The sequence below is a fragment of the Pseudomonas sp. SR18 genome (assembly GCF_023701505.1).
Lineage (GTDB): Bacteria > Pseudomonadota > Gammaproteobacteria > Pseudomonadales > Pseudomonadaceae > Aquipseudomonas > Aquipseudomonas cyclaminis.
This window is the reverse complement of sequence record NZ_JAMQAU010000005.1, coordinates 105,230-131,410: the sequence shown is the minus strand read 5'-3', so window position 1 is coordinate 131,410 and position 26,181 is coordinate 105,230. Positions and strand designations below refer to the sequence as shown.

Annotated in this window: 29 protein-coding genes and 1 pseudogene; 17 read left to right on the top strand and 13 right to left on the bottom strand. The window is 57.9% G+C overall.

Translation table 11 applies throughout. The features are described 5' to 3' along the window. Positions 1 to 78 precede the first annotated feature (78 nt). Together NDJ82_RS10010 and NDJ82_RS10005 are read left to right on the top strand one after the other, a co-directional pair. Positions 79 to 393, top strand: coding sequence for an AbrB/MazE/SpoVT family DNA-binding domain-containing protein (locus NDJ82_RS10010; RefSeq protein ID WP_177411514.1), 315 nt, complete (start codon positions 79 to 81; stop codon positions 391 to 393). After that, positions 390 to 782 (top strand): type II toxin-antitoxin system VapC family toxin, encoded by a 393-nt coding sequence (locus NDJ82_RS10005; protein WP_250925376.1) that lies wholly within the window; start codon positions 390 to 392, stop codon positions 780 to 782. The genes NDJ82_RS10010 and NDJ82_RS10005 overlap by 4 nt, the downstream gene beginning before the upstream one ends. A gap of 43 nt (positions 783 to 825) precedes the next feature. Here the strand turns inward: NDJ82_RS10005 and NDJ82_RS10000 are convergent, their stop codons facing one another. Both NDJ82_RS10000 and mqo read right to left on the bottom strand, forming a co-directional pair. After that, positions 826 to 1,155 (bottom strand): YXWGXW repeat-containing protein, encoded by a 330-nt coding sequence (locus NDJ82_RS10000; protein WP_099587362.1) that lies wholly within the window; start codon positions 1,153 to 1,155, stop codon positions 826 to 828. A gap of 442 nt (positions 1,156 to 1,597) precedes the next feature. After that, a complete protein-coding gene (mqo, locus tag NDJ82_RS09995; RefSeq protein ID WP_099587363.1) occupies positions 1,598 to 3,244 on the bottom strand; it encodes a malate dehydrogenase (quinone) in 1,647 nt (548 codons plus the stop codon). A 480-nt stretch (positions 3,245 to 3,724) separates the two neighbouring features. Between mqo and NDJ82_RS09990 the strand changes: the two genes are divergently transcribed. Next, a complete protein-coding gene (locus tag NDJ82_RS09990; RefSeq protein ID WP_250925375.1) occupies positions 3,725 to 4,912 on the top strand; it encodes an MFS transporter in 1,188 nt (395 codons plus the stop codon). Between the two features lie 95 nt (positions 4,913 to 5,007). Here the strand turns inward: NDJ82_RS09990 and NDJ82_RS09985 are convergent, their stop codons facing one another. Beyond that, positions 5,008 to 5,226, bottom strand: a complete 219-nt coding sequence (locus NDJ82_RS09985) for a hypothetical protein (protein WP_250925374.1) — start codon at positions 5,224 to 5,226, stop codon at positions 5,008 to 5,010. Between the two features lie 198 nt (positions 5,227 to 5,424). On the opposite strand from NDJ82_RS09985, the gene NDJ82_RS09980 reads away from it, so the two are divergent. Next, positions 5,425 to 6,174: a metallophosphoesterase gene (locus tag NDJ82_RS09980; RefSeq protein ID WP_250925373.1), complete on the top strand. Its 750-nt coding sequence runs from the start codon at positions 5,425 to 5,427 to the stop codon at positions 6,172 to 6,174. Between the two features lie 233 nt (positions 6,175 to 6,407). Here the strand turns inward: NDJ82_RS09980 and NDJ82_RS09975 are convergent, their stop codons facing one another. Further along, entirely contained in the window at positions 6,408 to 6,773 is a 366-nt protein-coding gene (locus tag NDJ82_RS09975; protein ID WP_250925372.1) for a DUF6124 family protein, read from the bottom strand. A gap of 550 nt (positions 6,774 to 7,323) precedes the next feature. Between NDJ82_RS09975 and NDJ82_RS09970 the strand changes: the two genes are divergently transcribed. Together NDJ82_RS09970 and NDJ82_RS09965 are read left to right on the top strand one after the other, a co-directional pair. Beyond that, entirely contained in the window at positions 7,324 to 7,524 is a 201-nt protein-coding gene (locus NDJ82_RS09970) for a hypothetical protein (protein ID WP_250925371.1), read from the top strand. 384 nt (positions 7,525 to 7,908) lie between these two features. After that, positions 7,909 to 8,901 carry a protein kinase domain-containing protein gene (locus NDJ82_RS09965; RefSeq protein ID WP_250925370.1) on the top strand — a complete coding sequence of 331 codons (993 nt, stop codon included), beginning with the start codon at positions 7,909 to 7,911 and terminating at the stop codon, positions 8,899 to 8,901. A 468-nt stretch (positions 8,902 to 9,369) separates the two neighbouring features. On the opposite strand, the gene NDJ82_RS09960 is transcribed toward NDJ82_RS09965, so the two are convergent. Beyond that, on the bottom strand, positions 9,370 to 10,320 hold the full coding sequence (locus NDJ82_RS09960; RefSeq protein WP_250925369.1) for a helix-turn-helix domain-containing protein: 951 nt from the start codon (positions 10,318 to 10,320) through the stop codon (positions 9,370 to 9,372). Between the two features lie 218 nt (positions 10,321 to 10,538). Between NDJ82_RS09960 and NDJ82_RS09955 the strand changes: the two genes are divergently transcribed. The 4 genes and pseudogenes from NDJ82_RS09955 to tal all read left to right on the top strand — a co-directional run bounded on the left by NDJ82_RS09955 (position 10,539) and on the right by tal (position 13,338). After that, positions 10,539 to 10,781 carry a CopG family ribbon-helix-helix protein gene (locus tag NDJ82_RS09955; RefSeq protein WP_250925368.1) on the top strand — a complete coding sequence of 81 codons (243 nt, stop codon included), beginning with the start codon at positions 10,539 to 10,541 and terminating at the stop codon, positions 10,779 to 10,781. Then, positions 10,771 to 11,034: pseudogene (locus tag NDJ82_RS09950) on the top strand (type II toxin-antitoxin system RelE/ParE family toxin). The gene NDJ82_RS09955 and the pseudogene NDJ82_RS09950 overlap by 11 nt, the downstream one beginning before the upstream one ends. A gap of 104 nt (positions 11,035 to 11,138) precedes the next feature. Continuing rightward, complete coding sequence (gene dusA, locus NDJ82_RS09945; protein WP_191958352.1) at positions 11,139 to 12,125, top strand: tRNA dihydrouridine(20/20a) synthase DusA; 987 nt, start codon at positions 11,139 to 11,141, stop codon at positions 12,123 to 12,125. Between the two features lie 286 nt (positions 12,126 to 12,411). Continuing rightward, entirely contained in the window at positions 12,412 to 13,338 is a 927-nt protein-coding gene (gene tal, locus NDJ82_RS09940; RefSeq protein ID WP_099587410.1) for a transaldolase, read from the top strand. Positions 13,339 to 13,530: 192 nt separating this feature from the next. On the opposite strand, the gene rssC is transcribed toward tal, so the two are convergent. Together rssC and rssB are read right to left on the bottom strand one after the other, a co-directional pair. After that, positions 13,531 to 14,013, bottom strand: a complete 483-nt coding sequence (gene rssC / locus NDJ82_RS09935; protein WP_003172602.1) for an anti-sigma factor antagonist RssC — start codon at positions 14,011 to 14,013, stop codon at positions 13,531 to 13,533. Continuing rightward, positions 14,013 to 15,194, bottom strand: a complete 1,182-nt coding sequence (rssB, locus tag NDJ82_RS09930; protein ID WP_099587411.1) for a two-component system response regulator RssB — start codon at positions 15,192 to 15,194, stop codon at positions 14,013 to 14,015. The genes rssC and rssB overlap by 1 nt, the downstream gene beginning before the upstream one ends. A 277-nt stretch (positions 15,195 to 15,471) precedes the next feature. Between rssB and NDJ82_RS09925 the strand changes: the two genes are divergently transcribed. After that, positions 15,472 to 15,768 (top strand): PilZ domain-containing protein, encoded by a 297-nt coding sequence (locus NDJ82_RS09925; RefSeq protein WP_250925367.1) that lies wholly within the window; start codon positions 15,472 to 15,474, stop codon positions 15,766 to 15,768. Between the two features lie 63 nt (positions 15,769 to 15,831). Here NDJ82_RS09925 and NDJ82_RS09920 read toward each other — a convergent pair whose 3' ends face one another. Beyond that, positions 15,832 to 16,521 (bottom strand): MlaA family lipoprotein, encoded by a 690-nt coding sequence (locus NDJ82_RS09920; protein ID WP_099587413.1) that lies wholly within the window; start codon positions 16,519 to 16,521, stop codon positions 15,832 to 15,834. A 195-nt stretch (positions 16,522 to 16,716) separates the two neighbouring features. Between NDJ82_RS09920 and pcrP the strand changes: the two genes are divergently transcribed. Together pcrP and NDJ82_RS09910 are read left to right on the top strand one after the other, a co-directional pair. Beyond that, positions 16,717 to 17,325, top strand: a complete 609-nt coding sequence (gene pcrP, locus NDJ82_RS09915; RefSeq protein WP_191947481.1) for an HAD superfamily inactivated hydrolase PcrP — start codon at positions 16,717 to 16,719, stop codon at positions 17,323 to 17,325. Between the two features lie 110 nt (positions 17,326 to 17,435). After that, the gene (locus NDJ82_RS09910; protein ID WP_099587415.1) at positions 17,436 to 17,702 is read left to right on the top strand and encodes a DUF4404 family protein; all 267 of its coding nucleotides are present in this window, start codon (positions 17,436 to 17,438) and stop codon (positions 17,700 to 17,702) included. A gap of 59 nt (positions 17,703 to 17,761) precedes the next feature. On the opposite strand, the gene queF is transcribed toward NDJ82_RS09910, so the two are convergent. Continuing rightward, complete coding sequence (gene queF / locus NDJ82_RS09905; RefSeq protein WP_250925366.1) at positions 17,762 to 18,592, bottom strand: NADPH-dependent 7-cyano-7-deazaguanine reductase QueF; 831 nt, start codon at positions 18,590 to 18,592, stop codon at positions 17,762 to 17,764. Between the two features lie 125 nt (positions 18,593 to 18,717). Next, positions 18,718 to 19,230 (bottom strand): copper-resistant cuproprotein CopI, encoded by a 513-nt coding sequence (gene copI, locus NDJ82_RS09900; protein WP_099587417.1) that lies wholly within the window; start codon positions 19,228 to 19,230, stop codon positions 18,718 to 18,720. 156 nt (positions 19,231 to 19,386) lie between these two features. Between copI and NDJ82_RS09895 the strand changes: the two genes are divergently transcribed. Then, complete coding sequence (locus NDJ82_RS09895; protein ID WP_250925365.1) at positions 19,387 to 20,067, top strand: heavy metal response regulator transcription factor; 681 nt, start codon at positions 19,387 to 19,389, stop codon at positions 20,065 to 20,067. After that, positions 20,064 to 21,419, top strand: a complete 1,356-nt coding sequence (locus tag NDJ82_RS09890; protein ID WP_250925441.1) for a heavy metal sensor histidine kinase — start codon at positions 20,064 to 20,066, stop codon at positions 21,417 to 21,419. Before NDJ82_RS09895 ends, NDJ82_RS09890 begins: the two co-directional genes overlap by 4 nt. A gap of 53 nt (positions 21,420 to 21,472) precedes the next feature. Here the strand turns inward: NDJ82_RS09890 and NDJ82_RS09885 are convergent, their stop codons facing one another. The 3 genes from NDJ82_RS09885 to NDJ82_RS09875 are packed head-to-tail and all read right to left on the bottom strand — an operon-like array spanning position 21,473 to position 24,719. Continuing rightward, complete coding sequence (locus tag NDJ82_RS09885) at positions 21,473 to 22,717, bottom strand: lipoprotein-releasing ABC transporter permease subunit (protein ID WP_099587419.1); 1,245 nt, start codon at positions 22,715 to 22,717, stop codon at positions 21,473 to 21,475. A 60-nt stretch (positions 22,718 to 22,777) separates the two neighbouring features. Then, entirely contained in the window at positions 22,778 to 23,461 is a 684-nt protein-coding gene (gene lolD / locus NDJ82_RS09880) for a lipoprotein-releasing ABC transporter ATP-binding protein LolD (RefSeq protein ID WP_250925364.1), read from the bottom strand. A gap of 7 nt (positions 23,462 to 23,468) precedes the next feature. Beyond that, entirely contained in the window at positions 23,469 to 24,719 is a 1,251-nt protein-coding gene (locus tag NDJ82_RS09875; RefSeq protein WP_099587420.1) for a lipoprotein-releasing ABC transporter permease subunit, read from the bottom strand. Between the two features lie 94 nt (positions 24,720 to 24,813). On the opposite strand from NDJ82_RS09875, the gene NDJ82_RS09870 reads away from it, so the two are divergent. Further along, positions 24,814 to 25,392: a PilZ domain-containing protein gene (locus tag NDJ82_RS09870; RefSeq protein WP_099587421.1), complete on the top strand. Its 579-nt coding sequence runs from the start codon at positions 24,814 to 24,816 to the stop codon at positions 25,390 to 25,392. Between the two features lie 44 nt (positions 25,393 to 25,436). Beyond that, the gene (locus tag NDJ82_RS09865; RefSeq protein WP_099587422.1) at positions 25,437 to 26,159 is read left to right on the top strand and encodes a glycerophosphodiester phosphodiesterase; all 723 of its coding nucleotides are present in this window, start codon (positions 25,437 to 25,439) and stop codon (positions 26,157 to 26,159) included. The last annotated feature ends 22 nt before the right edge of the window (positions 26,160 to 26,181 follow it).

Here is a 26,181-nt window from a genome sequence, read left to right as displayed (position 1 = left end):
CATGGCCAAGGGTGTGAGTACGGGGAATCCGGACTAGGGTTTGACTATTGCGACTCACTCACACCTGCGAGCCACCCTATGGACCAACGGATATTGTCCTCCATCATTCCTTACCCTAAGGTAAGGAGCATCATGTTGGAGATACTCACTATGGCCACCGCCACACTCACCTCGAAAGGGCAAATCACCATCCCCGTACAAGTCAGGACCGCACTCGGCCTCGAAACAGGAGACCGCGTCGAGTTTGTCGAAATGGAAGACGGCAGATTTTCGATCATTGCAGCGAGCAAGACGGTGCAGGACCTCAAGGGGCTGATCCGCAAGCCTGCAGAAGCGGTGTCCATTGACGATATGAACCGCGCCATCGCTGCACGGGGAGCGAATGGCGGATGATCGGGCTGGATACCAACGTACTGGTGCGCTACGTCACCCAGGATGATCCGGTGCAGTCCCCCAAGGCATCCGCCCTGATCGAATCCCTCACCACCCTTGCGCCAGGCTTTGTCAGCCTGGTGTCCGTGGTGGAGTTGGTCTGGGTGTTACAAAGCTGTTACCCGTGCACGAAGAGTGACGTGGTCACCGTTCTGGAAACGTTGCTGCGCACCCGCGAACTGACCATCGAACACGCCGAAGTCATCTGGCAGGCGCTTCGGCGATTCGCGGCGAACAACGCTGATTTTGCCGACTGCCTGATAGAACGCTGCGCCCACGCAGCCGGGTGTGAATACACCGCCACCTTTGATCTCAAGGCCGCCAAGGCGGCTATGAGACGACTGACCTGAGTCACGGCGTTGCGGCACCGTGCAGGTTTTGTTGATACGAGGCTCAGCGAACCCAACCCCCTACCTGCCAGTGATACCCGTCATTGCGCGGCACCCAGTGCGGATGCACATAGCGATAGCCTTCGCGCACCGGCTCCCAGTGGCCGTGTACCGCCACGTATCGCCCGCCTTCCCAGCGCCAGTAACCGCGCGACCATATGTAACCTTCGCGCACAGGTGGCTCGACTTCAATCACCTGCACCGGCGGCGGTTGCGGCGCAACCACCTCGACATATTCACGCTGCGGCGGCCGGCGCTCATGCACCACACGCTCTTGCACACACCCGGATGCCGCGACGACCACCGCCGCCAATGCCGCATAACGTAGCAACATAGAAAACCCTCGGGCGCTGACGCCCAACACCTGCACCAGTAAAAAATCCTCCTGTGTTACAGCCGCGCTCCTGCGTGGCATGGGTACTTTTTTAACAGGCAGTATCTGTCAGGTTGCTGAACCCAAGGGCATCAAGAGGCACATGCGACAGTCGGTCGTTTCGACCGTACCAGCACCAGGCCTGCGATCACTACGGCAATACCGACAGCGCAAACCATTTGGCGCTGCATCTGCATGAGCAACTGAAAAAAGGCTTCAATATTTGAATACTGATCTTCAAGAACCGCTGAACGTTAGCGGTTAAACGTGCAGACCAAATTCCCAGGCAGGCTTGAATGAAGCGCTTGCGCACTTAACACGCACAAAAAAGCCCGCTGACCGTTATCGGTTCAGCGGGCTTTTTGTTACCGGTAGGGTCCTGATTCAGCCCCCCACGGGCGATTTACAGCGCCAGGTCAGACGCCGGCTTGCTCGGCTCAGCCGCAGGCTTGGCAGCCTCGGTCGCCTTGGGAGCAGCCTTCGCCGGGATTACCGGCGGTGTAGGCAGTTGCAGGATATTGGCGGTGTAAGCCCATTCCTTCGCAACAGCTTCAGGGCTGTCATTCAGCTTGGTGCCGTAGCTTGGCACGATCTGATGCAGTTTTTCCTGCCAGGCCGGGGTAGCGACCTTGTCCTTGAACACTTTCTGCAGCACGGTCAGCATGATCGGAGCCGCGGTGGACGCGCCTGGCGATGCACCCAACAGGCCTGCAATGGTGTTGTCGGCGGAGCTGACCACTTCGGTACCGAGTTTCAGGACGCCGCCCTGCTCTTCGTCACGCTTGATGATCTGCACGCGCTGACCGGCTTGCCACAGGCGCCAGTCGGATTGCTTGGCGTTCGGGAAGTACTCTTGCAGCGCCTTGAAGCGGTCGTCATCGGACAGCATCAGTTGACCGGCGAGGTACTCGACCAGTGGGTATTCACGAATACCAACCTTGGTCATCGGCCAGATGTTGTGGGTGGTGGTGCTGGTCAGCAGGTCCAGGTACGAGCCTTCTTTCAGGAACTTGGTCGAGAAGGTCGCGAATGGGCCAAACAGGATCACGCGCTTGCCATCCAGCACGCGGGTGTCGAGGTGCGGAACCGACATCGGTGGCGCGCCAACCGAAGCCTTACCGTAGGCCTTGGCCAGGTGCTGCTCGGCCACGGTCGGGTTATCGGTCACCAGGAACGAACCACCCACTGGGAAGCCAGCGTATTCCTTGGCTTCAGGAATACCCGACTTTTGCAGCAGGTGCAGTGCACCGCCGCCGGCGCCGATGAACACGAACTTGGCGTCGGTTTCAGTCTTGGTGCCGTCTTTCAGGTTTTTGTAGCTGACACGCCACGAACCGTCGGCGTTCTTGGTGATGTCCTGCACTTCGCTCGACAGCTTCAGGTCGAACTTAGGCGTGGTTTGCAGGTGAGCAACGAACTGACGGGTGATCTCGCCGAAGTTCATGTCGGTACCCAGCGGGCTCCAGGTGGCCGCGATTTTCTGGTTCGGGTCACGCCCTTCCATCATCAGCGGAACCCACTTGGCGATCTGCGCCGGGTCTTCGGAGTACTGCATGCCGGCGAACAACGGGCTCGCTTGCAGGGCTTCGTAGCGCTTCTTGAGGAACTTGATGTTGTCATCGCCCCACACAAAGCTCATGTGCGGAGTGGTGTTGATGAACGAACGCGGGTTCTTCAGCACGCCCTGCTGGACCTGCCAGGACCAGAACTGACGGGAGATCTGGAACGCCTCGTTGATCTCGACCGCTTTCGGGATCTCAACGTTGCCGTTCTTGTCTTCCGGGGTGTAGTTCAGCTCAGCCAGGGCCGAGTGACCGGTACCGGCGTTGTTCCAGCCGTTGGAGCTTTCTTCGGCCACGCCATCGAGGCGCTCGACCATTTCCATCGACCATTCCGGTTCCAGCTCGTTAAGCCAGACACCCAGGGTCGCACTCATGATGCCGCCGCCGATCAGCAGCACATCGACTTTCTTTGCCTCTTCCGCGTGAACGGACGTGATCCCCATCGACAAAGCCAGCCCCAGCAGGGCAGTGTTTACTTTCTTAAACATCAGTAGCACCTATGATAAAACGCCATCCGCCCCGCTACCCCAGAGAACGGGCAACCCTCGATCACGCTACGCCAGGCAACGTACCGCGGGGTTTGCACATTCACACGAGGGCCGCAGGGTGGGCACACAAGGCCGACGTATCGACCTCACTTTTATGTCCCTTCTGCGCTGACTTCTTATCATTATTGGCTTCAGCTACCTGGGCGACAGCCAATCGCTGGGACGTATACGGGTGTACGCACCAGGAAAGACTAGCCCAAGACGGCGCGCAGAATATCACGCTAAACAGCGTTTATGCGCCGTTTGGCCAATTGACAGCTCTAAATCGCGGCTTTTATCGGGCCGGTGTCAAGTATGGTAGGCGCGACGTGGGGTCACAGGCACGGAACTCTGCCTGAATCAGCGGTTCTAGACACCTTCGCCGCAGCTTGCGTAGCATCGGCGGCTCTCCTTTATGCACTCCTTCCAAACAGGCGATCCATGTCTATCCACCAAACACCCGGGCACGTGCTGCCCGCGCGCAGTGCCGCCAAAATGGAAGCGGCCATGGCTGTGGGCGCTTTCGCAATCGGCACCGGCGAATTCGCCATCATGGGCCTGATGCCCGACATCGCCCAGAACCTGGGTTTAAGCGAACCCCAGGTCGGCCACGCCATCAGCGCCTACGCGCTGGGTGTGATGGTCGGCGCGCCCCTGCTGGCCATCCTCGGCGCCAAGCTGCTGCGCAAACACATGCTGTTGTTGTTGATGGGCCTGTATGCACTGGGCAACTTCGCCACAGCCTTCACCCCGACCTTCGGCTCGCTGGTGGCCTTCCGCTTTATCAGCGGCCTGCCCCACGGCGCCTACTTCGGCATCGCCGCCGTGGTCGCCTCCAGCATGGTGCCCAACGACAAACGTGCCGGCGCCGTCGCCCGGGTAATGCTCGGCCTGACGCTGGCCATGTTGCTGGGCAACCCCATCGCCACCTTCCTCGGCCAACACCTGGGCTGGCGCTCGGCGTTTGCGCTGGTCAGCGTCATCGCCCTGTGCACCATTGCGCTGGTCTGGCAATTCGTACCCCACCGCCACGACGAACAACGCAGCGACCCGCGCAAGGAACTGCGCGCCTTCACCAAGCCCCAGGTGTGGATGGCCCTGTCCATCGGCGCGATTGGCTTTGCCGGCATGTTCTGCGTGTTCAGCTACCTGGCGCCGACCATGCTCGAAGTGACCAAAGTGTCACCGCAGTGGATCCCCTTCGGCCTCGCCGCGTTTGGCGTCGGCGGCATCATTGGCAACATCGCCGGCGGCAAGCTGTTTGACCGCATGCAATTTCGCGCGGTGGGTTGGATTCTGGTTTGGTCGATGGCCGTGCTGGTGTTCTTCCACTTTGCAGCGAGTTCGCTATGGGGCGTGCTAGTGGGCATCGCATTGGTCGGCACCATGATCGCCCTGGCCGCCCCGTTGCAAATCCGCCTGATGGACATCGCCCATGAAGCACCGAGCCTCGCGGCGGCATCCAACCACGCGGCCTTCAACCTGGCGAACGCGCTGGGACCATGGTTTGGCGGAATGGCGATTACGGCGGGGTTGGGCTGGACCAGTACCGGCTATATAGGTGCCGCTACGGCGCTGGTCGGGCTGGGCATTTACCTGATAGCGCGGCGCATGAAGGGCGGCCACTGACATTTCCCGCCCCAATCTCAGTTCCAATGTGGGAGGGGGCTTGCCCCCGATAGCAATGGGTCAGTCACCACCCCAGTGACTGCCCCACCACCCCATCAATCATCATGCAACAACCCCGCCCCATACTCTCCATAACTACTCCCCAACCCACTGCCACCAGCATTCATCTTGGTGGCTTTGTTGGGACTGTGGTCGCCAAATGCCTGGCATCCACCTGAAAAGCACGGGTCACTGCTCACGGCTGGGGAAGATGAACAAGCGCTCAACAACAACGCGCCGGTGATCATTGCGACTTTGACGAGGTTTGAAATCATGGTTTCAGTTCCCTGTGGGCTGGAGGCGCTGGGGTCCTCTCTTGCAGGGAATCGTAGACCTCAACGGCGCAGGGAATTATGAAGCTTTGCTGGGCGACAGGTAGGGTTCAGGTTGCCTGATTTGGGGATGACGCCAGGTTTTCGCAGGCATTGGCAATGATATAGTCCGTTAATGTCCACCCCATCGAAGCCTTGAACATGTCCAGCATCAAAGTATTTGAATCCAACCCAAAGGGCCGCGACTTTGTGGTGGGTGATATTCACGGGCATTTCAAGCTACTCGCGTCACTCCTGGAAAAAGTAAACTTCAACACCCAACAGGATCGCTTGTTTTGTGTGGGCGATCTTATTGATAGAGGCCCTGACTCTATTGACGTGTTGAAGTGGCTCAGCGAACCATGGTTTTACGGCGTACGTGGCAACCACGAGCAGATGCTTATTGATTGCCTATCCGGTCGCGGCGACATCAACAGGCACACGCGAAACGGCGGAGCGTGGCTTTACGCGCTGTCGCCCAGCGTCCAGAACGAGATCTACAACCTGCTGCAAACGCTCCCAGTCATGATTGAGGTCAACTTATCGGATGGTCGAAAAATCGGCATTGTCCATGCTGAAGCCTTTCTTTCATGTGCTACCCAAAGTTGGCAAGACGCCAAAGACGCTATCAGCGGCATGCGCGGGGAATCCGCCCAACAACAAGCGTTGAAAACCGCACTCTATGCCAGGGAAAGAATAGAACAGCAAAACCAGGCACCGATCATAGGTCTGGATAAGTTATATGTGGGCCACTCGACAGTCCCCCATGTGCATGCATTGGGCAATGTCGTTTATACCGATACCGGTTGTTCTTTTTCGGACGGTACATTGAGCGTGATAGACATTGATACTGGAGAGGTTAGCCATGTAAGCATGCGTTTATTGCATGACTCTCTGGGCGCCGGGTCGTGATAACTGACTCTGCTTTACGCCGACTACCCTAGGTGAAGGGCTTGGGTTCTACCCGCGTCACCGTGAGTGGCGGATTGCGGTTCTGGAGTGGTTTTCGCCCTGGGAGAATCGGCACATTCCACCTGCGCGCCACGCCATGGCGACGCAGTTGAAGACGGTTTCCGAGGGTTGGAGGCGCAGGGTTACTTGACCAGTTCAAGTTGCCGCCTTGGGGTAAGGCGGCAGGTTGCGTGTCAGGCTGTGGTCGTACTTGACGTCGCGTCGACTTGCTCTAGAGCTCGGTCGATAAGCAGAGAGCTCAACTCGATCAGTTGCTGAATGCCCAAGGCGATGGAGCGCTGGGAGTCGTCGAGATCGAAAGCCAGGGTGGCGGCCATTCGGTTAGCAGATGCGAGGTTTTCGGCGGCGTTGGCTAGCAGCGTTTCGGTGTCGATGTTGGGGCTGACGAGGAATAGATTGCCACTGGGTTGGTTGATCGGTGCATTTTCATCAGACGGTGGAAAGTAATGATGAATCGCACGCCCAGCCGCTGCGTACAGCTTGGCGTCAGGGGTTGCTGCATTTGAGGCATGAGGCGGATTAGGTGTGACCTTGTGCATGGCGAAGCTCCTTTAGCGTTTCAGGAACTGCCTATCTCACTTCCACATGAGGGGTGGCAGCTGTACGCAGGTGTGGAAGACCAGGGCTAAAGGACCCGGCGCACCGAAGTGCCCCGCGCACAGCCGCCATAAGCAATCATACAGACGTAAAAAAACGCCGGTAGGTGTTCATGGGCGATTGAGCGCCTTCAGCTTGATCGGACTTCCACATCCGGCCGCTGGATTGGCAGCGGCTGGAGGAGGTTAGCTAGGGGTGGTCTGAGGGGCAAGCTGAGAAAAGTGTGGGAAGTTTCTCACGGAGTATCGTGGCCTGCCCACGATGGATATCGGGGTCAGACCACGATACCCGCTAGACTATTTGGCTTGGTCACTGGATCAGTTGGTCGCTCCGATGATGGATTGGGCGTAGCCCCCTCGTCTGCACCCGGCGACCCTGAGGATGCCCTCAAAGACATAATGATTTGTAGCAATTTCTAAGCATCCAACAACTACCGTCCACAAAGGGCACTACCGGTACTACGCTCCTTCTTTTTCGAAAGGAGACGATGCTATGGCTGGCGAATATCCGTCGTCGGATGTGCTGGAAAGGATATACCAGAATCAGCTCGGTCTGGAGCCGGCCCTGGCGGAGTTGACGCGTCATGCTGAGCAGCAAGGCTTCATCGAAGTGGGAGACGACGTTCGCGGTGCCCTGTGGTCGATTGGAGAGAATGCCGGACACACCAAACAGGGCTTAATCAAAGGTCTCTGAACGGCCGCACTCCTATTGTGCTGGAGCATTTCGGTCGTTAAGCCCAAATCCATTTGTTTATGGGGCTATGCGCATACCACCCCGGCATGCACAAACGCAGGACTGGCATTGAATGGCATGGAATGGCGTACCGTTTGCCCCATCCTCGCCCACCGAAACGCCCTTGTTCACGGTGACGCAGGCAACCCTGACGGTGACCAATCTAAGGCTTGCTGATGGTCCGATTTCGGCCAGCAGCGATCCTCACAGATGACTAAAAATTATGGATAACACTCATTCCAAAAAAGCAATAAACTCTCCTTGCAAAGACTCGAAGAAACCGTATGTATTAAGTTGAAAAGCTTGACCCAATAGCTTTACAGCTACAATTAAGGAAATCTCTTGATGGACGCAAGTGATAGCTCAGACAGCCTTGACATAATGACTGATGGAGTGTCGATTCATATTCCCGGATTCACTATAATCAGGGAAGTTGGCAGAGGCGCAAATGCGGTGATCTACGAGGCTGTTGATGTATTATTAAACCGTAGGGTTGCTGTAAAGGTATGGAACGCTCGAGGTATGTCGCGCGCAAAATTTGAAACTGGGAAGATCGCAAAGTTTGAGCACCCTCTCGTTGTTAGAACCTATCAATTTCAATGGAACGACAGATACCCATTTGCGGTGATGGAGTTGATTCCCGGCATATCATGCAAAGAATGGCTCAAAGATGGGCCCTCTCTTAAATTGCGTTTAGCTGTCTGGTGGAGATATTCTGCGGCATTAAAATTCATTTATACATCTGAGGATACCCACGGTGACCCTCACTTAGGCAATGTATTGATTTTTCCAGACCCGGGCCGCGCTTATGATATTTATGCCCCGTCAGGCGGAACTTCTATTGGCTTAAAAGTCGCAGACATGGGAACCAGTAAGTTTGTTAAATCGAAGAAAATGAAAGCTCGCGAAGCAAAAATTATATGGGAAACTGCTCGAAGAATTGTTAACGACCAAGCACTTGATCGGCTTTGGTCGCATCAAGACAACCTCTCCCCTGAAACCACTTTATGCTTGCTCGACGGCCTTTTCAGATACATCTCTTTTAGCACCTGGAGCGAGGGAATTGTAGATGACAAATCTGCTAATGCTTCGGTCCTCGCCGACCTAATAATTCAAGCCCCGCTACTTAATTTGGCTGAAGCATTAAGTCGTGTCAATCCAGGGGTCGCGGGTCCTAGGCGCCTGGCTAGAAGGATCAATAATCGACTCTTTAAAACTTTTACAAAAGATGTCAGCGACATCATCAATGAAGATTCAATGCGCGCTTATGCGATGCATCAGAAAGAGTTTGTAACCAAGCTAACCGATTTGAGCTTGAAACCTAAAAAATATAGTTAACGACACTGCTGCCTGATCTGGCCTTGGGCTCTTGGGTTTTCGCGCTGGTTCTTTGTTAGGTTGCTGCGCTGCGGCTGATGAGCGGCGGTGATAATGAACTTGATCCAGTCTGCGCTTATAAATCAGGGCGATGCAGAAGCTGCTAGGCCCACCGGCCGCTTTGGAAAGATTGCCGTCCTTGGGAACCCAATTACAACCATAGGGATTCGAACCCGACCAGCCCGCCCCACAACCCGCTCTAGGCCGCGATTATATTGGGTTTTGGGTCAGCTGCAAGGATAGAAATGGCCTACCGCGGCCCAGCATATGCCCTAAATTTGCCCTAAGCCGTCGCTACCGTTCTGTTCATCAAACCACTGGGCGTATTGGTCCTCTAGCCCCATTTCGCGATCCCGGTCCTTGTCGGGCTCACACAAAAATATTGCGACTTAACCCCTGATACTTTTCACTATTAGTGTGTTCATATTTTTAATGAATATGAAGGTCGTTTTCGTCCAACTTAAACTCATCTTCCATACCGAGCTTCTTCATGATAGCTGGCAATACTTGATGGATGACTCGCATCCCCACCAAAAGCTCATTCATATAAATATCTGGGTGTATACGTGAAGCATTCAGCCCTAGACTTTCCGCCTCAGCTACGTGCCCGAGACCATCATGACCTCCGTGAACCAAGTCAAGAAGCTCTGCTCTTAGTGGCGCCCCAACTCGAAATGCTCTCGCTTTCACCAAACCAAGCCACTCTTCATAATCTCTTTCAACTTTATACTTAAAAGCCATAAAGCCAGGTGCAAACTCTGAAGCCATATTAACTTTAGAGGCAGCAAGCGATATGAGGCACGGTTCAATATTTTCCGCAGGGGAGTCAAACAGCTCCATATCATCATTGATCAGATCAGCTACATACGCAACGTAGAACCCGTAAATGTCCGTAAAAGCCTTAAAAACATTATATATGGCAGATGAATATTGATTTCTATGAACCGCCTCCCAAAAGCTGTCATCTTCGTCATCATCGCCCCGCTGAATATCCAGCTCAATAGGAAACTCCTTAGGAATGCTAACCCCCATCTCACGGAGAGTATCAAAAATATTCCAGCATAATAGACCGTTTTCATCCATTAAAGGCTCGGCCTCATACCCCGTCTCATCGCTAAAACGGGCCATTTCAGCTAAAGAATGAATAAGCTGCTCCCATTTTTTAGCATTTTCACGAGAACCACTCCATAGAATAAATTCGGGATTCTGGTCACCAACCCCAGAAATCTCCCTTAACTTCTCTTCCATCTCATTAGAAAGGTGTTCTCCTTTTTTCCACTTACTAATCTGTGTAGAGGAGACGCCAACTCGAAGAGCAAGGTCTTTTTGGGTACATCCAAGCGCTTCCAATGACAACTGAACGAGAGCCTCACTGTACATTTCACACCCCTAAAATTTAGTAAATACCTCTAAAGATAAAGTGAATATATCTATTTTTTTAGGTCATTGGAAGAGGCATTTACTAAAAACTTGAATCTTGATTCAAATCGTTCGACTGGGGAACGAATCACTTCCGATACAACACTCGACGATCTGCTGGCTCGGGCCAGCGTTCCACGGTGTAGGATGCCCAACATCCATCCACCATTGAGGTCGCCATGACTGGGATATCCCTAACCCTTCCAGAAGACGTGTCCAACTCTCTCGCCGACCTGGCCAAAACCGACGGTCAGACAGCGAGCTACCTAGCGATGGACGTTCTTCGCGACTACATCAAGAACGAAAAAACGCTGAACGCCCAAATCGAGCAGGCACTAAAGGAAGCCGACGAAGGCAAATTCGCCACCGAAGACCAAGTAGCAGCCATGCGCGCTAGGCGTTGGAGCAAGAATGCGGTTTGAGTGGCTTGAAAAAGCACTCAAAAGTCTGGAAGACGAAGCGAACTATATCGCTCTCGAAAATCCAAAAGCCGCCGACGACTTCTCGGATGCCATTTTCGCAAGTGTCGACAGGCTGGCTTAGTTTCCTTCCATGGGCCGTGAAGGTCGGGTGAAACATACCCGCGAATGGGCAGTTCCCAACTTGTCCTATCTGATCCCGGATAGAGTGCGGGGTGATCGACTGCAGATCCTTGGCGTATTCCACACGCGGTAACGTCCTCGTTCGAAGTGGTAATGCGCGCAAAACTTACCTCTCCGCCCCCAAGACCCATCCCTGATAAACTGCACCCCATTCGCCTCGCTGACTCAGATTCCCCCATGCCCCTACAAACCGCCCCACTCTCCCGCCGCTTCTCCGTCGCCCCGATGATGGACTGGACCGACCGCCACTGCCGGTTCTTCCTCCGCCTACTCTCCAAGCACGCCCTGCTCTACACCGAAATGGTCACCACCGGCGCAATCCTCCACGGCGACCATGACCGCTTCCTGCGCCACAACGAAGCCGAGCACCCGCTGGCCCTCCAGTTGGGCGGCAGTGTCCCGGCCGATCTAGCCGCCTGCGCCCGCATGGCCGAAGCCGCTGGTTACGACGAAGTGAACCTGAACGTCGGCTGCCCAAGCGACCGCGTTCAGAACAACATGATCGGCGCGATCCTGATGGCTCACCCTGCTCTGGTGGCCGATTGTGTGAAGGCGATGCGCGATGCGGTGTCGATTCCGGTGACGGTGAAGCACCGTATCGGCATCAACGGGCGGGACAGCTACGCCGAGCTGTGTGATTTCGTCGGGACGGTGAAGGACGCGGGTTGCACCAGTTTCACCGTGCATGCGCGGATTGCAATTCTGGAAGGGTTGTCGCCGAAGGAGAATCGGGACATTCCGCCGTTGCGCTATGACGTGGCGGCGCAGTTGAAGCAGGACTTCCCGGAGTTGGAGATTGTGCTCAACGGGGGCATCAAGACGTTGGAGCAGTGCCATGAGCATTTGCAGACGTTTGATGGGGTGATGCTGGGCCGGGAGGCTTATCACAATCCGTATCTGCTGGCGGAGGTGGATCAGCAGTTGTTTGGCAGTGAGGCGCCGGTGATCAGCCGGGCTGAGGCGTTGGCGCAATTGCGGCCTTATATTGCTGAGCATTTGGCCGGTGGCGGGACGATGCATCATATTACGCGGCATGTGCTGGGGCTCGGTACCGGGTTCCCTGGGGCGCGCAAGTTCAGGCAGTTGTTGTCGGTGGATATTCATAAGGCTGCGGATCCGTTGGCATTGCTGGATCAGGCTGGGGCTTTGTTGGAAGGGCGTTGATTGGTTGGCTTGCAGCGGGTCAGTGGGTATGGACCGACTGATACAGTGCTATCAGGGACAAGCCCCCTTCCACATTTTTAACAGTGTGCATCACGAGACCGCGTTGCCCACATGGCAGTTGGGTTGAACCTGCGGTCAGTTTTGTCCTCCTATTGAGCAGTATGGCCGAGCATTCAACCGGCTGTTTTCAGGTTGTTGCCCTCGCAAACGATCGAACGCATTTGCGCCCTTGAGCACCTGTCGGCGCTCGGGTAATGTCATCAGACCCACAGGACAGAGCACGCCCATGACTTCCAAGCTGGAACAACTCAAGCAATTCACCACTGTCGTAGCCGATACCGGCGATTTTTCTACCCTCGCCAAGCTCAAGCCGCAGGATGCGACTACCAACCCTTCCCTTCTGCTCAAGGCCGCGTCGATTCCGGGCTATGCCAAGCTGCTCGATGAGTGCGTGCAAGATTGCAACGGTGATGTGGGCCTGGCCAGTGACCGTTTCGCAGTAGCAGTAGGTCAAGAGATTCTGAAAGTGGTTCCGGGCCGTATTTCCACTGAGGTGGATGCGCGCTTGTCCTTCGACGAAGGCGCGATTCTCAAGCGTGCGCACCGTCTGATCGACCTGTACGACAAAGCCGGCGTTGGCCGTGACCGCGTGCTGATCAAGATCGCTTCCACCTGGGAAGGCATCCGCGCGGCGGAGAAGCTGGAAAAAGAAGGCATCCAGACCAACCTGACGCTGCTGTTTTCCTTTGCCCAGGCCGTGGCGTGTGCCGAGGCTGGGGTATTCCTGATTTCGCCGTTCGTGGGCCGTATCTACGATTGGTACAAGAAGGCCAATGGCAACGACTACACCGGTTCCGATGATCCGGGCGTACAGTCGGTGACGCGCATCTACAACTACTACAAGGCCAATGGCTACAAGACCGTGGTGATGGGTGCGAGCTTCCGTAATCTGAGCCAGATTGAAGAGCTGGCCGGGTGTGACCGCCTGACCATCAGCCCGGACCTGCTGGAGAAGCTGGCGGCGGATGAAGGCAAGCTGGAACGCAAGTTGTCGCCAGGGCATGCCGGTGAAGCGCGGGTGCATATGACTGAAGCGCAGTTCCGCTGGGAATCCAACGAGGATGCGATGGCGACTGAGAAGCTGGCGGAGGGGATTCGTCAGTTCGCGCGGGACCAGGAGAAGCTGGAGGCGTTGTTGTCGGCCAAGCTGTAAAGGCGGATAGCGGCAAAAAGGGCGGTACCTTTGGGGTACCGCCCTTTTTTTGTGCGCCAGTCTCAAGCCAGTCGCAAACTAAATGTGGGAGGGGGCTCGCGATAGCAGGGGGTCAGTCAACTTATTTGTAACTGACAGTCCGCCATCGGGGGGCAAGCCCCCTCCCACTGTTTGATAGCGTTTGAATTGGGATCAGTGACGTTCCAGGGCATTCACGAGGTCGTGGAACGCTTCGCGATTGGACTCGTTGAGGCCCATCAGGATTTTGTGCGCTTCCAGCACCTTCACCCGCACGACTTCCTCGGACTGGTCCTGGGAAGGCAGGTCGGTCAGGCATTCCGGGCACGGGATCGGGCGATCAACGATGTTGAACACCTGGTCGAAGCCCATGGATTGCAGCAGCCGGGTGATGTCTTCGTGGGTGGTGACGACTGTCGGCAAGAGGCCGACCTTCTGCCGAGACAGAATGGACAACTTGGCCAGCAGGCCAAGGGTGGTGCTGTCGATGCTGCGGGTTTCGGTCAGATCGATCACGATCGCCGAGAAATTCAGCGCAGTGAAGATCCGCTCAATCGTCGCATCCAGCGCCGAACACAAGGTCAGGCGCACTTCACCGACAAATTTCAGGACGAAGGTCCCGTCTTGCTCAGCGAATTGGATTCTTCCGGTACTCATCAAAGATTCCTGCTCAACACCAATAGGGCGATATCATCCGGCATCTCCCCTAGCGTGGCCAATCCAAAAACCTGCCGCAGGCCATCCAGGCTGCCGCCCGCTGCCTTGACCCGTTGGGGCAAGGCGGCTTCTTTCTCTTTGAGTGTAGGCTCTGGAAGAAGGTCCAGGATGCCGTCGGACATCAGCGTCAGGCTGAAGGTCGGCGGCAGTTCCAGGATGTGGTCTTCGTAGGTGGCTTCATTGAACAAGCCGACGGGCAGACCACGCCCTTCCAGGTAACGCACACTGTCGGGAGTGTATAAAACAGGCATCGGCAGGTGACCGCCAATACTGTAGGTCAAAAGACCGGTTTCTTCATCGATAACGCCGCCGACCATCGTCACGTGCTTGCCCAGCTTGCAGCTGATCAGGCCTCGGTTGATGTGGCCCAGCACCTCGGACGGGGTGAACTCCGGCAAGGTGCCATTGCGCTTGGATTCAAACAACAGTCGCGTGGTCATGAACTTCAACAACACGGTGACAAAAGCAGAAGACGCGCCGTGACCCGAAACGTCGGCCAGGTAAAACGCCACACGTCGCTCATCCACACGGAAATAGTCGACAAAATCACCCGACAGGTACAGCGAGGGGATGATCTGGTGCGCAAACTTGAACTCGTCGATGGTCCAGGGGCTGACCGGCAGCATGTTCATCTGCACCTGGCGACCGGCGTTCTGGTCTTCCTGGAGCAGGTTGAGGCTGGCTTCGAGTTCGCGGTTGGCAGTTTCGAGCTTTTCGCGGTAACGCTGATTCTCGACCAGCAAACGTGCACGATCCAGGGCACGGCGCACCGAGTGCTCCAGCACCGCCAGGTCTTCCAGGGGTTTGATCAGGTAGTCGGCAGCCCCCAGGCGCAAGGCCTCGACGGCATCGTTCATCACGCCGGCGCCGGACACGACAATCACCGGCGTCTGCGGGGCAATCTCGGTCACCTGGCGAATCAGCTCCAAGCCGCCCATCTGGGGCATGCGCAGATCGCAGATCACGAGGTCGGGCTGGTCGCGCTCGAATACCTGGAGACCCTGTTGGCCATTGCTGGCCTGCAGGACGCTGAAGCCACTGTCTTCCAAATAGGCCGCGAGGCTCGCGCGCACTACTTCGTCGTCATCGATTATCAGCAGCGTGGCACTGGTTTTTTGCATGTGGGCAAACGGCGCCAGAATTAGGTTGGCGTAGGCGACTCGGCAATGGCCGGGGTCACGCTACTGGATTCGCTTTCTAGCCTCTCTGTCCTACAAAGCATAGGCGTTTTGCCCACGCACAACTGTAAAGCAGAGGTGCCCTTCTAAGGCGCAGACGGTACTCCCATCCGCCAGGTGTTTCAAGCTCATGCCGATGGTCGCCGGGCGTCTTTACATCGCAAATCACCGGGAGTTATAAGAACAGCCACGACCACAACACAAAGTAAGGATGGAACTCATGAGCGAACGCGAGCGCGACTACGCCGAGAAACGCGATTTCATCCGCATGCGAGTGGATGCCGAGGTGTCTTTGATCCACGCCGGGCAGGAGATTGCCGGGGTTTGCGTGGACCTTTCCAGCTCTGGGATGCAGGTGCAAGCACCCCGCCAGTTCAACGTGGGAGATGAATTGACCGTACGCATCGATTCGGAGCATGCAGCCCTTGCCGGCCTGGAAGCAGATACCCAAGTGGTATGGGCCAAGAACGAGGGCCAAAACCAGCACCTAGGCCTCAAGATCCTGAAAATGCGCTGAAACCCGCGCATAAAAAAGGCGACCGCCAAGCGTCGCCTTTTTTTCATTTCAAAACATCACGGCTTAGAAGTCGTCGACGACCTTGCCATCCTTGACCTTGAATTCGCGGTTCTGCAGGTAGGCGTTACGGATGAAGGTGTACTTGTCGCCGGTGATCAGCTTCTCACTGTCGAGCAAGCTGGCACGGGTATCGACAATGTTCAGGCCCATGGTGCTGTTGCGCCAGCCGATATCGTTCATGTAGCGATACGGTTGAGTATAGCTGTCGACGTATTTGGACGGTGCATCACGCAGTGTGCTCGGGCCCAGCAAAGGCAGCATCACGTAGGGACCGCTGCCCACGCCCCAGTAACCCAGGGTCTGACCGAAGTCTTCATCGCTGCGTTGCAGCCCCATTTTGGTGCCGACATCAATGAAGCCCAGCACGCCGAAGGTGGTGTTGACCAGCAAACGCGCCGTATCAACGCCTGCGTTATGCGGCTTGAGTTGCAGCACATTGTTGGCCAGGTTGCCGACATCGCCGATATTGCGGAAGAAGTTGTGGATACCGTCTTCGACAAATTGCGGCGTGATCCACTCATACCCCTGGGCCAAGGGCTTGAGGGCATAGGTATCAACGGTGTCGTTGAAGGTAAAGATCGGGCGGTTGACGCTTTCCCATGGATCATCTTCCGTCGCAGCCTGGGCAGCGAACGGGGCCAGCATGACGGTGGCACACACCGACAGCTGAGCGAAGTAATGGCTCCAGCGCATAGCTTTTGCTCCTTGAATGGTCTGTCATGGGCGCTATGCCCTGAATGAGGCCGTCAGTATATGACGGAAGCGTCCATTTAGGCAGTCGTCAGGAAACGACACACAGAAAATGGACAAAATTCCTACAATTAACCTCCCTGTCATCGGCTTGTCATCCGACCCCGATAGCGTCACAGCTATTTCAGGGATGTCGACATGCCTCACGCCGAGATAGCCATCGCCAGCGCACCCGCCTTGACTGCTGTTCTGTTTGGCCTGAGTGGTTGCCTGGTGGACTTTGGTTCCCAGGCGCGTACCGATTCACCCTCCCAGGACTCCCAAGCCACGCCCGGCGCCCTGAAAATCCTGCGCAGCCTCAAGGAACAAGGTGTCCCCTGCGCCTGGCTGGATGAGCTGCCGCCTTCGGTGACCACACCATTGGCAGCCGTATTACCTGGTTGGCTCAAGGCCGCCTCTCCCTCTTCCATCCGCTGGCCCGCGCCCCATGCCTGTTGGGAAGCCTTGATGGAACTGAACATTCAACGCCTTGAAGGCTGCGTACTGGTCAGTGGCGAACCGCGATTGCTGCAATCGGGGCTCAACGCCGGGCTGTGGACCATCGGCCTCGCCTCCTGCGGCTCGCTATGCGGACTGGCACCCGAGCAATGGCAAGCGTTGAGCGACAAGGAACGGGAACACAAGCGTGGTAAAGCCACCGTGGCGCTGTATGGGCTGGGCGTACATTCGGTGATCGACCACCTCGGCGAACTCGGCACCTGCCTGGCGGACATCAGCCTGCGCCAGCTCAAAGGCGAAAAGCCCTGATCGAGATCATGCACAGTCGGCGCCGGTGGATTAATCTGCAGGTCAGCCCGTAGACCTTTCTCGGCGTGCCGCGGTCTATGCCAGTGCCTATCGATAAAAGGAAGAACGTCATGCCTGATCGCGAGAAATTACAACAGCAGGCCGATATTGTGCGTGAGCAACTGGAGAACCATCCCGAGTTGCCCCCCGAGAAACGTCAAGCATTGGAAGAGCTGATCGCCAAGTTCAACGTACAGCTGGAGATGGAACCTGCCACTCAAACACCCAGCATTTCCGACGATGTGAATAAAGCGGCCATAGAGTTCGATGAGGAGCACCCGGTGATTTCCGGGACGCTGCGCAATATCATGATCACCTTGGGCAATATGGGCATCTAACCCGAACCCAAGCCAAGGACAACACTAAAATGTGGGAGGGGGCACCCTCCCACATTTACTTACTGACGAGCCAGGCGCACATTCTGGAACGGCACATCCTCCGTACTGCGATACGGGTTGATATCCAACCCGCCGCGTCGCACATACCGCGCATACACCGTCAATTTCTCCGGCTTCAGCAGGCGCTGCAAGTCCAGGAAGATGCGCTCCACACACTGTTCATGGAAGTCTGAGTGCTGGCGAAAACTCACGATGTACTCCAGCAGGCTGGCATGATCCAGCGCGTGACCACGGTACTCCACCACCACGCTGCCCCAGTCCGGCTGGCTGGTGACTGGGCAGTTGGACTTGAGCAGATGGCTGTGCACGCTCTCCTCGACGATCCGCGAGTCATCGCAACGCAGCAGTTCCGGCCGCGGGTGCTCGTAGTTGCTGACACTGATGTCGAAGTCGTCAATGCACACACCCGGCAACGCCATCACCCCTTCGGCCTCGATCTCGGCCAGACGGCGGATGCGCACGGTCACCGGCTTGCCGGCGGCGGCGCTCAGGTCGGCGCACAGTGTGGCTTCCAGGCTTTGGGTATCGGCAAAGGCCGTCTGGTTCAGCGAGTTGAGGTACAGCTTGAAGGACTTGGATTCGATGATATTCGGCGAGTCTGCCGGGATACTGAATTCACCGATGGCCACCACCGGCTTGCCCGACGGCAATAACCAGGACAGTTCGAAGCAGTTCCAGAAGTCCACGCCCTTGTAAGGCAGGGTCGCGGCACTCAGGCCCAGCTCGGCCCACTTGGCGGCGCGCGGAATCGGGAACAGCAATGAAGGCGTGTAGGTGCTGATGTATTCACTGGACTTGCCCAGCGGCGAATGTTCGGCTGCGGGATGCATGGCGGAAACCTGGCTAAATAAACCGCGCCAGTCTACCAGCCTTTGCGCTGCCTCAAAAACCGCACCACCACCCACACCCTCCGTAGATACCGCCGTGAAGCTCGCCGGGCAACTGCGCGTTGCGGTCATTCGACGTTAAGCTTTCCGACCATGCCAGCCTGGTAATGCCCGGGCAGGTTGCAGGCGAACTCCAGGCCGGTGGCCTTGCTGAACGTCCAGGTCAGCTCAGCGGTTTTACCGGGCTCCACCAACACGCTGTTCGGGTCATCGTGCTTCATCGCACCATGGCCCATGGCACTGTGGTCCATCTTGCCCATGCCGGTGGACGTGAGCATGCCGCTGGCCTGCATCTGCAACATTTCTTTCTGATGCGCCGCATGCATCGCCGCGTCGCCGAGGTTGAATTCATGCAGCAACTGGCCTTTGTTGACCAATACGAAGCGCACCGTCTCGCCGGCTTTTACATCCAGGGACTTGGGCGCAAAGGCAATGTCCTGCAGCGTCACTTCCACGGTGCGCGTGGCCTTGTCAGCCGCAGCGGGTTGACCAAACGCGTAGGTATGGGCGGCATCCGCCATCGCATTGAAACTCAACGCCAACAGGCAACCCGCCAACAACAGGGGTGTACGCAACGTCATCTTCGTTCTCCAAAAATATAAAACCAGCCTGCGCGGCACTTTAAGATTACGCCGCTGCCAGCCAGCTGACTGCTAGATTACAACTTTGTCAGGTTGCGCCCTTGCCCTCGCCTCCACGGTATAAAGCCCCTCGTCACCCGCTGCCAAGAGTTGCCCATGAAACTGCTGATCGTCGAAGACCAACCGAAAACCGGCCATTACCTGCGCCAGGGCTTGGCCGAGGCGGGATTTACCACCGAACTGGTGGCCGACGGCACCAGCGGCCAGCACCTCGCGCTGACTGGCGACTACGACCTGCTGATCCTCGATGTGATGCTGCCTGGCCGCGATGGTTGGCAGATCCTGCAAGCCGTGCGCAGCGCGAGCCTGGATATCCCGGTGCTGTTCCTCACCGCCCGCGACGCGGTAGAAGACCGCGTGCATGGCCTTGAGCTGGGCGCCGATGATTACCTGGTCAAGCCGTTTGCCTTCTCCGAACTGCTCGCGCGGGTGCGCAGCCTGTTGCGGCGCGGCAGCAGCGCACCGCAGGAAACCGCCCTGCAACTGGCCGACCTGCGTCTGGACCTGATTCGCCGCCGGGTCGAACGGGACGGCCAGCGCATCGACCTGACCGCCAAGGAGTTCTCCCTGCTGGAGTTGCTGCTGCGCCGCCAGGGCGAAGTGCTGCCCAAGTCGCTGATCGCCTCCCAGGTGTGGGACATGAACTTCGACAGCGACACCAACATCATCGAAGTGGCGATCCGCCGCCTGCGCCTCAAGGTCGATGACAGCTTCCCTACTAAACTGATCCACACCGTGCGCGGCATGGGCTATGTGCTGGAGGAACGTTGCAATTGATCAAGCACCTGTCCCTCGCCAGCCGCCTGGCGCTGTTGTTTGCCGCCTGCACGGCGGTGGTCTCGCTGATTGCAGGGGTGCTGTTCAATCAAGCCAGTGAGGCGCACTTTATCGAGTTGGACCAGCAGCAACTCGACAGCAAACTGATGGCGTTGCGCAGCACTTTGCAGGGCGTAGACTCGCTGCAAGGTTTCAGCCAACGTGAGGCGCAACTGCGCGCTGAGCTCAACCGACAGCCCGACCTTGCACTGCGCATTACCTACGCCGGCCAGCGCTGGCTGGACGATGCGCCGAGCGTCACCCTGCCCTCCGCGCCTGGCCTGCATAACCTGCAAAACGCCGGCACCGACTACCGCGTCTACAACGCGCCCCTCAACGCTGGCCAAGCCGACTCACCGCAACTGAGCCTGATGCTCGACATCACTCACCATCAACATTTCTTGCAACGCATGCAGCATTTGATCTGGCTCACGGTCGGACTCTGCGCCCTGGCCACCGCGCTCCTCGGCGCCTGGGCTGCACGCAGCGGGTTACGGCCGTTGCGGCGCATGGGTGAAGTGGCCGCCAGTGTGTCGGCCCACTCTCTCACCCAACGCCTGCCTCAGCAGCATATGCCGGTGGAACTGGCTGAGCTGGCCCAGGCCTTCAACGCCATGCTGGGACGACTGGACGATGCGTTCCAGCGCCTGTCGGCGTTCTCTGCCGATATCGCCCATGAACTGCGCACGCCGCTGTCGAACCTGCTGACCCAGACCCAGGTCATCCTCACCCAGCCGCGGCCGCTGGAGGACTACCGCGAGGCGCTGCACAGCAACCTCGAAGAGCTGCAATGGATGGCGCAACTGGTCAACGACATGCTGTACCTGGCCAAGGCGGATCATGGTTTGTTGGTGCCCAAGCGCGAACCTTTGGCACTGGCTGATGAAGTGGAGGCGTTGTTGGAGTTTTTTGCGTTGCTGGCGGAGGACGCGCAGGTCTCGCTGGTGCGCGAAGGCACTGCCCACACAGCGGGGGATCGCGGCATGTTGCGCCGGGCCTTGTCGAACTTGCTGGATAACGCGCTGCGGTTTACCCCGGCAGGCGGCGAGGTGCGTGTGCGCATGAGCGAAGATGAACGGGGCGTGAAACTGACCGTGGAGAATACCGGCGCAGGCATCCCGGCGAATGTGCTGCCGAGGCTGTTTGATCGGTTCTACCGGGCCGATCCGGCACGGCATGAAGGCAGCAGCGAGCACGCGGGGCTGGGGCTGGCGATTACCCAGTCGATTGTGCGGGCGCATGGGGGGAGGATTTTTTGTGAGTCCGAGGCGGGGGTTACCCGGTTTGTGATTGAGCTGCCCAACCAGGATTGATGCAAGCTGGGCGGGCGCTATCGGGGGCAAGCCCCCGATAGCGGTCTAAAACACTAGGAGTATCTCAAGGCATGCGCCGGCTCAATCTTCGCCGCCCGATACGCCGGATACAACGTCGCCAAAAAGCTCAACACAAAGCCCGCCGTGCAGATCAGCAGCACATCCCCACCCTGCAGCTCCGAAGGCAGGTTGCTGACGAAATACACATCCGAACTGAAGATATGCTGCCCGCTCACCCGCTCGACCCAGCCCACCAGTTCGCTCACGTTCAGCGCTGCAATCACGCCCAACACGCCGCCGATCAAGGTGCCGACAATGCCAATCACAGTGCCCTGCACCATGAAGATCGCCATGATCTGCCGGGGCGTGGCGCCGATGGTGCGCAGGATCGCGATGTCCGCGCCTTTGTCGTTTACCACCATGATCAACGTAGCGATGATGTTGAACGCCGCCACGGCAACGATCATCAGCAACAACAGGCCGATCATGGTCTTTTCCATCTTCATCGCGCTGAACAGGCTGCCTTGAGTGTGGGTCCAGTCATCCGCCTTGTAGGCCGCGCCGAGGCCGGTGGCAATGTCCGTCGACACCTTGGGCGCCGCGTACAAATCCTTCACGGCCAGACGCACGCTCTGCACCTGGTTCGGCTGCCAATGCTGGATTTCCGCCGCGTCAGCCATGTGGATCAACGCCATGGAGCCATCCAGCTCGGCGCCGACCTTGAAGATCCCGACCACGTTCAAGCGCTGCATACGCGGGGTGATACCCCCTGGCGCGGTACTGATTTCCGGCACGATCAGCGTGAGCTTGTCGCCCACATTCAAGCGAAAACGCCGTGCAGTGATTTCGCCGACCACCACGCCGAACTCGCCGGGCTTCAGGTCTTCGAGTTTGCCCTGCACGATGTGCTGGGCCACGATCGACACCTTGCCTTCCTGGGCCGGGTCAACGCCGCTGATCTCGATCGGCTGCATGGCGCCCTTGTAGGAGAACATGCCGTCCATCTGCGTGAATGGCACCGCAGCAGTGACTTGTGGATTCTTCATCGCGGCGGCGGCCACCGGCTGCCAATCATCAATCGGGTTCACACCGACGATAGTGGCGTGGGGCACCATGCCGAGGATGCGCGAGCTCATTTCGCGCTGGAAGCCGTTCATCACCGACAGCACCACGATCATCGCCAACACGCCCAGGGCGAGGCCGATCATCGAGGTCATCGAGATAAATGAAACAAAACGATTGCGGCGCTTGGCGCGGGTATAGCGCGTGCCGATGAAAATCGATAACGGTCTGAACATTCGCGGGCACCGCCTGAAAAATTGAAAAAGCCCGACGCCAGGCGTCGGGCTTGAAACGGGTCAGATGGCGACCAGATGACCTTCCTGCAGGTGCAGCACGCGGTCCATCTGGCGGGCCATGCTCATGTCATGGGTCACCACCAGGAACGCGGTGCGCATCTGGGTGCTCAGTTCCAGCATCAAGTCCTTGATGCCTTGGGCGGTGTGGGAGTCGAGGTTGCCGGTGGGCTCGTCGAGCATTACCAAGCCTGGGTTGTTCACCAGGGCGCGGGCAATTGCCACACGCTGGCGCTCGCCGCCGGACAGCTCGGCCGGCTTGTGCTCCAGGCGATGGCCGAGGCCGACGCGCTCCAGCAGCGCCTTGGCACGCTGACGGGCTTCCGGGATCGCAGTCTTGCCGATCAGCAGCGGCATGCACACGTTTTCCAGGGCGGTGAATTCCGGCAGCAGGTGGTGGAACTGATACACAAAACCCAACGAACGATTGCGCAGTTGGCCTCGGGCCTTTTCATTCAACGCCGACAACTCTTCGCCGGCCAGCCACACGCTGCCCTGGGACGGCGTATCAAGGCCGCCCAACAGGTTCAGCAAGGTACTTTTGCCGGAGCCGGAACTGCCGACGATCGCCACGCGTTCGCCCGGATGCAGTTCCAGTTGCAGGTTGGTCAGCACCACCACCGACTCCGGGCCTTCCTCGTAGGATTTGCCCAGGTTGCGGCAGCTCAGGATTGCTTTTTCACTCATGCCCGATTCACTCATAACGTAAGGCCTGTGCTGGCTGGGTACGTGCCGCGCGCCAGGCTGGATACAGGGTGGCAAGGAAACTCAGGACCAACGCAGCGCCGCCCACCATCAACACGTCCTGGGCCTGAACCTGGGACGGCAAGTAGTCGATGAAGTAGACGTCGGCGTTGAGGAACTTGTGGCCGATCACTTTCTCTAGCAACGCGATGGCGGCGCTGACGTTCAGCGCGGCCAGAATGCCCACCGCGGTGCCGATCAAGGTGCCGACCACGCCGATCACGGTGCCTTGCACCATAAAGATCGCCATGATCTGCCCCGGCGTGGCGCCAAGGGTACGCAGGATGGCGATATCGCCTTTCTTGTCGTTCACCACCATCACTAGCGTGGAGATGATATTGAACGCGGCGACAGCGACGATCAGCAACAGCAGTAGGCCGATCATGGCTTTTTCCATGCGGATGGCCTGGTACAGGTTGCCGTGGGTACGGGTCCAGTCACGGGCGTAATACTGGGTTTCACCCAAGTGCTGGGCAATGTCCCAGGCGCCGCGCGGGGCGTCGAACAGGTCGCTGAACTTCAGGCGCAGGCCCTGCACCTGGTCCGGCTGCCAGCGCTGCAGGCGGGCCAGGTCGGTGAGGTTGGTCAGGCCGAGGTAGCCGTCGATTTCGCCAGCGCCCACATGGAAGGTACCGATCACGGTAAAGCGCTTCATGCGCGGGAACATGCCGGCCGGGGTCACGGTGACTTCCGGTGCGACGAAGGTCAGCTTGTCGCCAAGGCCCACGCCGAGCTTGGCCGCGGCCTTGTCGCCGATCACGATGCCGAAGCTGCCGGGGGCCAGGTCGTCGAGTTTGCCCTGCAACATGAACTTGTCGATGATCGACACGTTGCGTTCCTGGGCCGGGTCGATGCCATTGAGCAGGATCTTCTGCACCTTGCCGTCATGGGTTAGCAGCCCCTGCATCTGGGTAAACGGCGCAACGGCGACGACCTTGGGGTTCTGCTTGACCTTGGCGGCCAGGCTTTGCCAGTCGTTAATCGGCTCACCGGACTCGATGGTCGCGTGGGGCACCATGCCCAGCACGCGGGTGCGCATCTCATGATCGAAGCCGTTCATCACCGACAGCACCACAATCATCACGACCACGCCCAAGGCGAGCCCGATCATCGAGGTCAAGGAAATGAACGACACAAAATGATTGCGGCGCTTTGCACGGGTATAACGCGTGCCAATAAATACGAAGAGAGGTCTGAACATGTCGGGGCTTGTTCGGAGGAAAAGAAGACGTCCCGGTGGCGGGGTCTGGTAAGCAGCTTTACACTCTGACCATTACCGTTACCTGGGGTTCGCCATGTCGACATTAGATGAAGAAGAGCGCCGCGAATACTACCGTATCGACGACATGATCGCACTCCAAATCAAAAGCCTGTCGGCCCCCGAAGCGGCGAGCAAGGAAGTGTTGCTGGATGATTCACCGCTGTTCAACCTGCTCAGTGAGCTGCACCTGAGCGAGTTCGAAGCCCAGCACCTGCTGCGCCAACTGAGCGAAAAGGACCGCACCCTCGCCGCCTTCCTGCGTGTGCAGAACAAACGCGTGGACCTGCTCAGCCAGATCATGGCGCGCGGCCTGCTGGACGAGGTGGGCGCACCGCAGCCGGTGATCATCTCCGAAGGCGGCATCGACTTCCAGCACCCTGCCCCCCTGGCCACCGGCGTCCATCTGGCGGTCAAGCTGGTACTGATGCCCCAGGCGCTCGGCCTGCTGCTGCGGGCGCGGGTCACCCATTGCGATCCCAAGGGCGATGGCTTTGACGTAGGCACGGAATTCGAGTCCATGACCGATGCCCAGCGCCAATTGCTGGCCCGCTACATCCTGCAGAAACAGGCCCAGGAACGCCGCCTGGCGCGGGAACAAAGCGACGATCTCTGAATTCGTATTCACTCCGCCAGCCAGCCTGGCGCATAGGAGCAACTGTGACCCTGATTTACGGCCACCGCGGTGCCAAAGGCGAAGCACCGGAAAACACCCTGACCAGCTTCCAGGAGTGCCTCAAGCACGGCGTACGCCGTTGCGAACTGGATCTGCACCTGTCCATGGACGGCGAGCTGATGGTCATCCACGACCCGACCCTCAAGCGCACCACCGACCGGCGCGGCAAGGTCGTCGAGTATTCGGCGGCAGACCTGGTGAAGATGGACGCCCGCAAAGGCGGCCCAGGCTGGGTCAAACCCTGCCCGATCCCACGCCTGGAAGAGCTGTTCGAACAATGCGACTTCGATCACTGGCAACTGGAAGTCAAAAGCGCCTCGCGCACCCGCGCCGCAACCACGGTGCTGGCAATCCGCGAGATGGCGGTACGTTTCGGCTTGATGGACAAGGTCACCGTGACCTCAAGCTCGCGGGAAGTGTTGAAAGCGGCGGTTGATCTCACCCCGGACCTGTCACGTGGACTGGTGGCCGAATACGCCTGGCTCGACCCGCTGAAGGTCGCGCAGAACTATGGCTGTGAGTATCTGGCGTTGAACTGGACGCTGTGCACCCCTGAGCGTCTGGAGAAAGCCCAGCGCCAGGGTCTGCATGTGTCGGTGTGGACGGTCAACGAACCTGCGCTTATGCGCAGGCTCGCCGACTTCGGCGTAGATAGCCTGATTACAGACTTTCCCGGTTTGGCCACTGCCACTCTCGGGAATTACTGAAATCGGTCTCCCCGGCCGGCTC

What these genes read in the sequence shown, in the direction of transcription:
- NDJ82_RS10010 (WP_177411514.1), top strand. Translation starts at nt 79, where the DNA reads ATGGACCAACGGATATTGTCCTCCATCATTCCTTACCCTAAGGTAAGG.
- NDJ82_RS10005 (WP_250925376.1), top strand. Translation starts at nt 390, where the DNA reads ATGATCGGGCTGGATACCAACGTACTGGTGCGCTACGTCACCCAGGAT.
- NDJ82_RS10000 (WP_099587362.1), bottom strand. Translation starts at nt 1,155, where the DNA reads ATGTTGCTACGTTATGCGGCATTGGCGGCGGTGGTCGTCGCGGCATCC.
- mqo (WP_099587363.1), bottom strand. Translation starts at nt 3,244, where the DNA reads ATGTTTAAGAAAGTAAACACTGCCCTGCTGGGGCTGGCTTTGTCGATG.
- NDJ82_RS09990 (WP_250925375.1), top strand. Translation starts at nt 3,725, where the DNA reads ATGTCTATCCACCAAACACCCGGGCACGTGCTGCCCGCGCGCAGTGCC.
- NDJ82_RS09985 (WP_250925374.1), bottom strand. Translation starts at nt 5,226, where the DNA reads ATGATTTCAAACCTCGTCAAAGTCGCAATGATCACCGGCGCGTTGTTG.
- NDJ82_RS09980 (WP_250925373.1), top strand. Translation starts at nt 5,425, where the DNA reads ATGTCCAGCATCAAAGTATTTGAATCCAACCCAAAGGGCCGCGACTTT.
- NDJ82_RS09975 (WP_250925372.1), bottom strand. Translation starts at nt 6,773, where the DNA reads ATGCACAAGGTCACACCTAATCCGCCTCATGCCTCAAATGCAGCAACC.
- NDJ82_RS09970 (WP_250925371.1), top strand. Translation starts at nt 7,324, where the DNA reads ATGGCTGGCGAATATCCGTCGTCGGATGTGCTGGAAAGGATATACCAG.
- NDJ82_RS09965 (WP_250925370.1), top strand. Translation starts at nt 7,909, where the DNA reads ATGGACGCAAGTGATAGCTCAGACAGCCTTGACATAATGACTGATGGA.
- NDJ82_RS09960 (WP_250925369.1), bottom strand. Translation starts at nt 10,320, where the DNA reads ATGTACAGTGAGGCTCTCGTTCAGTTGTCATTGGAAGCGCTTGGATGT.
- NDJ82_RS09955 (WP_250925368.1), top strand. Translation starts at nt 10,539, where the DNA reads ATGACTGGGATATCCCTAACCCTTCCAGAAGACGTGTCCAACTCTCTC.
- dusA (WP_191958352.1), top strand. Translation starts at nt 11,139, where the DNA reads ATGCCCCTACAAACCGCCCCACTCTCCCGCCGCTTCTCCGTCGCCCCG.
- tal (WP_099587410.1), top strand. Translation starts at nt 12,412, where the DNA reads ATGACTTCCAAGCTGGAACAACTCAAGCAATTCACCACTGTCGTAGCC.
- rssC (WP_003172602.1), bottom strand. Translation starts at nt 14,013, where the DNA reads ATGAGTACCGGAAGAATCCAATTCGCTGAGCAAGACGGGACCTTCGTC.
- rssB (WP_099587411.1), bottom strand. Translation starts at nt 15,194, where the DNA reads ATGCAAAAAACCAGTGCCACGCTGCTGATAATCGATGACGACGAAGTA.
- NDJ82_RS09925 (WP_250925367.1), top strand. Translation starts at nt 15,472, where the DNA reads ATGAGCGAACGCGAGCGCGACTACGCCGAGAAACGCGATTTCATCCGC.
- NDJ82_RS09920 (WP_099587413.1), bottom strand. Translation starts at nt 16,521, where the DNA reads ATGCGCTGGAGCCATTACTTCGCTCAGCTGTCGGTGTGTGCCACCGTC.
- pcrP (WP_191947481.1), top strand. Translation starts at nt 16,717, where the DNA reads ATGCCTCACGCCGAGATAGCCATCGCCAGCGCACCCGCCTTGACTGCT.
- NDJ82_RS09910 (WP_099587415.1), top strand. Translation starts at nt 17,436, where the DNA reads ATGCCTGATCGCGAGAAATTACAACAGCAGGCCGATATTGTGCGTGAG.
- queF (WP_250925366.1), bottom strand. Translation starts at nt 18,592, where the DNA reads ATGCATCCCGCAGCCGAACATTCGCCGCTGGGCAAGTCCAGTGAATAC.
- copI (WP_099587417.1), bottom strand. Translation starts at nt 19,230, where the DNA reads ATGACGTTGCGTACACCCCTGTTGTTGGCGGGTTGCCTGTTGGCGTTG.
- NDJ82_RS09895 (WP_250925365.1), top strand. Translation starts at nt 19,387, where the DNA reads ATGAAACTGCTGATCGTCGAAGACCAACCGAAAACCGGCCATTACCTG.
- NDJ82_RS09885 (WP_099587419.1), bottom strand. Translation starts at nt 22,717, where the DNA reads ATGTTCAGACCGTTATCGATTTTCATCGGCACGCGCTATACCCGCGCC.
- lolD (WP_250925364.1), bottom strand. Translation starts at nt 23,461, where the DNA reads ATGAGTGAAAAAGCAATCCTGAGCTGCCGCAACCTGGGCAAATCCTAC.
- NDJ82_RS09875 (WP_099587420.1), bottom strand. Translation starts at nt 24,719, where the DNA reads ATGTTCAGACCTCTCTTCGTATTTATTGGCACGCGTTATACCCGTGCA.
- NDJ82_RS09870 (WP_099587421.1), top strand. Translation starts at nt 24,814, where the DNA reads ATGTCGACATTAGATGAAGAAGAGCGCCGCGAATACTACCGTATCGAC.